This window comes from Streptomyces sp. NPDC054840 (assembly GCF_053611065.1).
Genome location: NZ_JBSGZP010000768.1, coordinates 1 through 3238, shown reverse-complemented (window position 1 = coordinate 3238; position 3238 = coordinate 1). Strand labels below are relative to the sequence as shown.

The window sequence follows — 3238 nt, the reverse complement described above, 5'->3', positions numbered from 1 at the left end:
GGGAACCTCCGTCGGAGCCGGGCCCGGAGCTCCGGACCCTCGGAGCCGGGCCCTGGGATCCCGCCCCTCAGAGCCGGGCGCGCAGCGCCGGATGGTCGGCGATCACCGTCGCGCTGCCCGGCGCGATCTCGGTGAATCCTGCGTCCCGGACCACGGGCAGCCCGCTCCCGCTCAGCTGCGCCCACCGCTCGCCCGGGGCCGTCCGTACCGCCAGCCGGAAACCGGAGTCCCGCCAGGCGGCCCGCTCCGCCTCCGTCAGCTCCCACCACGCCAGCTGCGCCGCGTGCCCGGCCTGGGCCATGGCCTTGCCGGCCGACATGTCGAGACCGGGGTTGAGCCACAGCACCGGCAGCCCCGGCTCCGCGGTCGCGGCCACCGGCTCCGGATCGTCCAGATCGGTGCCCGACACCTGGAGCTTGGCCAGTTCCTTGGGCCAGCCGTCGAGGGGCACCGGCGGGAAGACCCGTACCTGCGCGCCGTCCCCCTGCACCGTGACGCCCGGCAGGGTCTCCGCCTTGCGCCACTCCGCTCCGCGCGCCCGGCGGACCACCTTGCGGATCCGGGCGTCCTGCCAGTCGCGGACTGCCCGGGCCCATTCGCCCTCGCCGTGCGCCCGCTCGTCGGTGAGCAGGACCAGCACCGCGCGGGCCGCCGTCTCCAAGGCGTTCGTCCGGGCGGGCGGTTCGGCCTTCTCGATCCGCACCACCAGCGGCAGCACGAACTGCGGGGCCTCCTCGCGCAGTACGTGCTCCTGCCGGAAGGGGCTGTCCGCCCCGACCGCAGGGAGGCCGGAGGAGTCGTTCGTGTGCTGGCTGCTCATCCTGCCAAGGATGCCAGCCTCCGCCTTCAGGATGATGCCCCGGGGGCCGGCCCGGGTGAGGATCGAAGCCATGAAGAGTGATCTTTTCGCGTCCGAGAACCTGGCCCAGGCCGCCGTCGACCCCGGCATGACCCTGCAGAACGCCAAGTCCGTGAAGTACAACGTCAACGGTGAAATGCTGGCCCGTCAGGGCTCGATGGTCGCCTTCCGCGGCAACCTCCAGTTCGAGCGCAAGGGACAGGGCATAGGCGGCATGCTCAAGCGCGCCGTGACGGGCGAGGGCCTCGCGCTCATGTCCGTACGCGGCCAGGGCGAGGCGTGGTTCGCGCACCGGGCGGGCAACTGCTTCATCATCGACTTCGAGCCGGGTGACGCCCTCACCATCAACGGCCGCAACGTGCTCTGCTTCGACCCCACCCTGTCCTACGAGATCAAGATGGTGAAGGGCGCCGGCATGACGGGCGGCGGCCTCTTCAACAGTTTCTTCACCGGCACCGGCAAGCTCGCCGTCGTCTGCGACGGCCACCCGATCATCATCCCGGTCACCGCCCGGACCCCGGTCTGCGTGGACACGGACGCCGTGGTCGGCTGGAGCGCCCAGCTCGAGACCGGCCTGCACCGCTCCCAGTCGGTCGGCTCGATGATCCGCGGCGGCTCCGGCGAGGCCGTCCAGCTGAAGCTGAGCGGCGAGGGCTTCGTCATCGTCCGCCCGAGCGAGGCCGTCGAGACGGTGACGGCGCACTGACCCCGACCGATGTGGGCCGCCGCTACGGACGGCGCCGGCCCCGGGTGCCGCGCGGAGCACGCCGGAACACCCGCGCGGCGCACTCGTGCGCGTCGGCACGACCACCTCCTATCGCACGCCGGCGGGCGACGAGCCGCCCGGCACGAGGAGGCGGGGCTCGCCCGTGCCGTCCGCCGGGGCCGACCAGATGTCGCTCGCGCGGCCGTCCTGGCCCGGCAGGGCGTAAGCGAGGGTCGTGTCGTCCAGCCACGCGGCCTGGTCGTCGACGCTGCGCGGCTCCGCCAGCGGATGTTCGCGCATCGTCGCCAGGTCCAGGACGTACAGCCCCCAGGGTGCCCGGGAGTCGTCGGAGACCTTCTTCTTGAAGGCGACGCGGGCGCCGTCCGGTGAGAGCGAGGGGCATTCGGCGTTCTCCCGCAGCGCCTTCGCCGACCAGGCGCGCAGGTCTCCCTCGACGAGGTGGGTGGCGCCCCGGGTGGAGACGGTGGCGTAGAAGCGGTTGTCGTCGGCGGCGAAGGTCACACCCCAGTAGTTGACGTCGGAGTCGTGGTGGCGGGCCCCGCCGAGGGTCAGCGGGATCTGTTCGATCGACTTGATCAGATAGCCGGTGCGCAGATCGAGGATCGCCGTGCGGGTGGAGAACGCGGCGGTGTTGTAGGAGTCGCCGGTCGTGAAGGTGGTCCAGGACAGGACCTGGCCCGAGGCCGAGACGCGGGCCCGGTTCGGGATGCCCGGCACGGTCACCGCGCGGACCTCGCGCATGCGCCGGTCGAGGACGACGGCCTGCGTGCGCGCCGGCACACCGGGCAGCTTGCGCAGGCACAGGGCATGGTCCCCGGCGGCGTGGAAGCGGTCGCAGGGCGGGCCGCCGGTCACCCGCGGCAGGCCCGGGCCTCCTTGGCGTGCGATCCGCCCGCCGGTGGTGTCCAGGAAGTAGAGGCCCGGCTCCTCGACGCCGAAGGAGGCGTCGCCCCGCTGCGCGGGGGGCCGTTCGCGGTGCCGCGCGTGCAGGACGTAGCCCAGCGAGCCGCCCGCCAGCAGCAGCACGGCGGTGACGACGAGGACGAGGCGCAGCCGGCGGGACGGGGGATTCACGGGGCCTCCGGGGCGGTCGGGGTCGGGGCGGCTGCGACGGCCGGGGGAGGGGTGGGCAGGATGCGCGCGGCGGCCGCGAGCGCCCCGGCGAGTGCGAGGGCCGCGGCCCAGAGGGCGGGCCGCTGTCCCCAGAGGGTCCACGCCGCCCCGAAGCCGGCGGCGCCCAGCAGCCGGGCCAGTGCCTGGCCGGTCTGCAGCACCGCGAGCCCGCCCGCCCGGCCGGCCGCGGGCAGCGCGGGAGCCGCGAGCGCCATCAGTACCCCGTCGGTGGCCGCGTAGAAGATCCCCAGCAGGGTGAGCACCCCCACGACGGTCGGCGCGGAGACGGGGACGAGCAGCAGGGCGTACGCGCCGAGCAGGGCGCCGTGCCCGAGCAGAAAGGCCGTACGACGTCCGGTGCGATCGGCGATCCGGCCCGCGGGGACGGCGAGCAGCAGGTACACGGCGGCGGCCCCGAGCGGCAGCAGCGTGAACAGGGCGGGCGGCAGGTCGAGTCCGCGCAGGAGCAGCAGGTAGAGGAAGGCGTCGCCGATGGTGGTGGCGCCGAGCAGGGCCGAGGCGTACAGCACCCGCCGGAA

4 protein-coding genes are annotated in these 3238 nt (G+C 74.1%); 1 reads left to right on the top strand and 3 read right to left on the bottom strand.

Annotated elements, in window-relative coordinates; translation table 11 throughout:
- Positions 1-67: 67 nt before the first annotated feature.
- The gene (locus ACWGIU_RS33710; RefSeq protein ID WP_453711909.1) at positions 68-820 is read right to left on the bottom strand and encodes an aminoacyl-tRNA hydrolase; all 753 of its coding nucleotides are present in this window, start codon (positions 818-820) and stop codon (positions 68-70) included.
- 70 nt (positions 821-890) lie between these two features.
- Between ACWGIU_RS33710 and ACWGIU_RS33705 the strand changes: the two genes are divergently transcribed.
- The gene (locus ACWGIU_RS33705) at positions 891-1565 is read left to right on the top strand and encodes an AIM24 family protein (protein ID WP_453711908.1); all 675 of its coding nucleotides are present in this window, start codon (positions 891-893) and stop codon (positions 1563-1565) included.
- 108 nt (positions 1566-1673) lie between these two features.
- Here the strand turns inward: ACWGIU_RS33705 and ACWGIU_RS33700 are convergent, their stop codons facing one another.
- Positions 1674-2660, bottom strand: coding sequence for a TolB family protein (locus tag ACWGIU_RS33700; RefSeq protein ID WP_453711907.1), 987 nt, complete (start codon positions 2658-2660; stop codon positions 1674-1676).
- Positions 2657-3238: MFS transporter (locus ACWGIU_RS33695; protein WP_453711906.1), on the bottom strand; the 582-nt coding region annotated here is incomplete at its 5' end. The genes ACWGIU_RS33700 and ACWGIU_RS33695, both read right to left, overlap by 4 nt.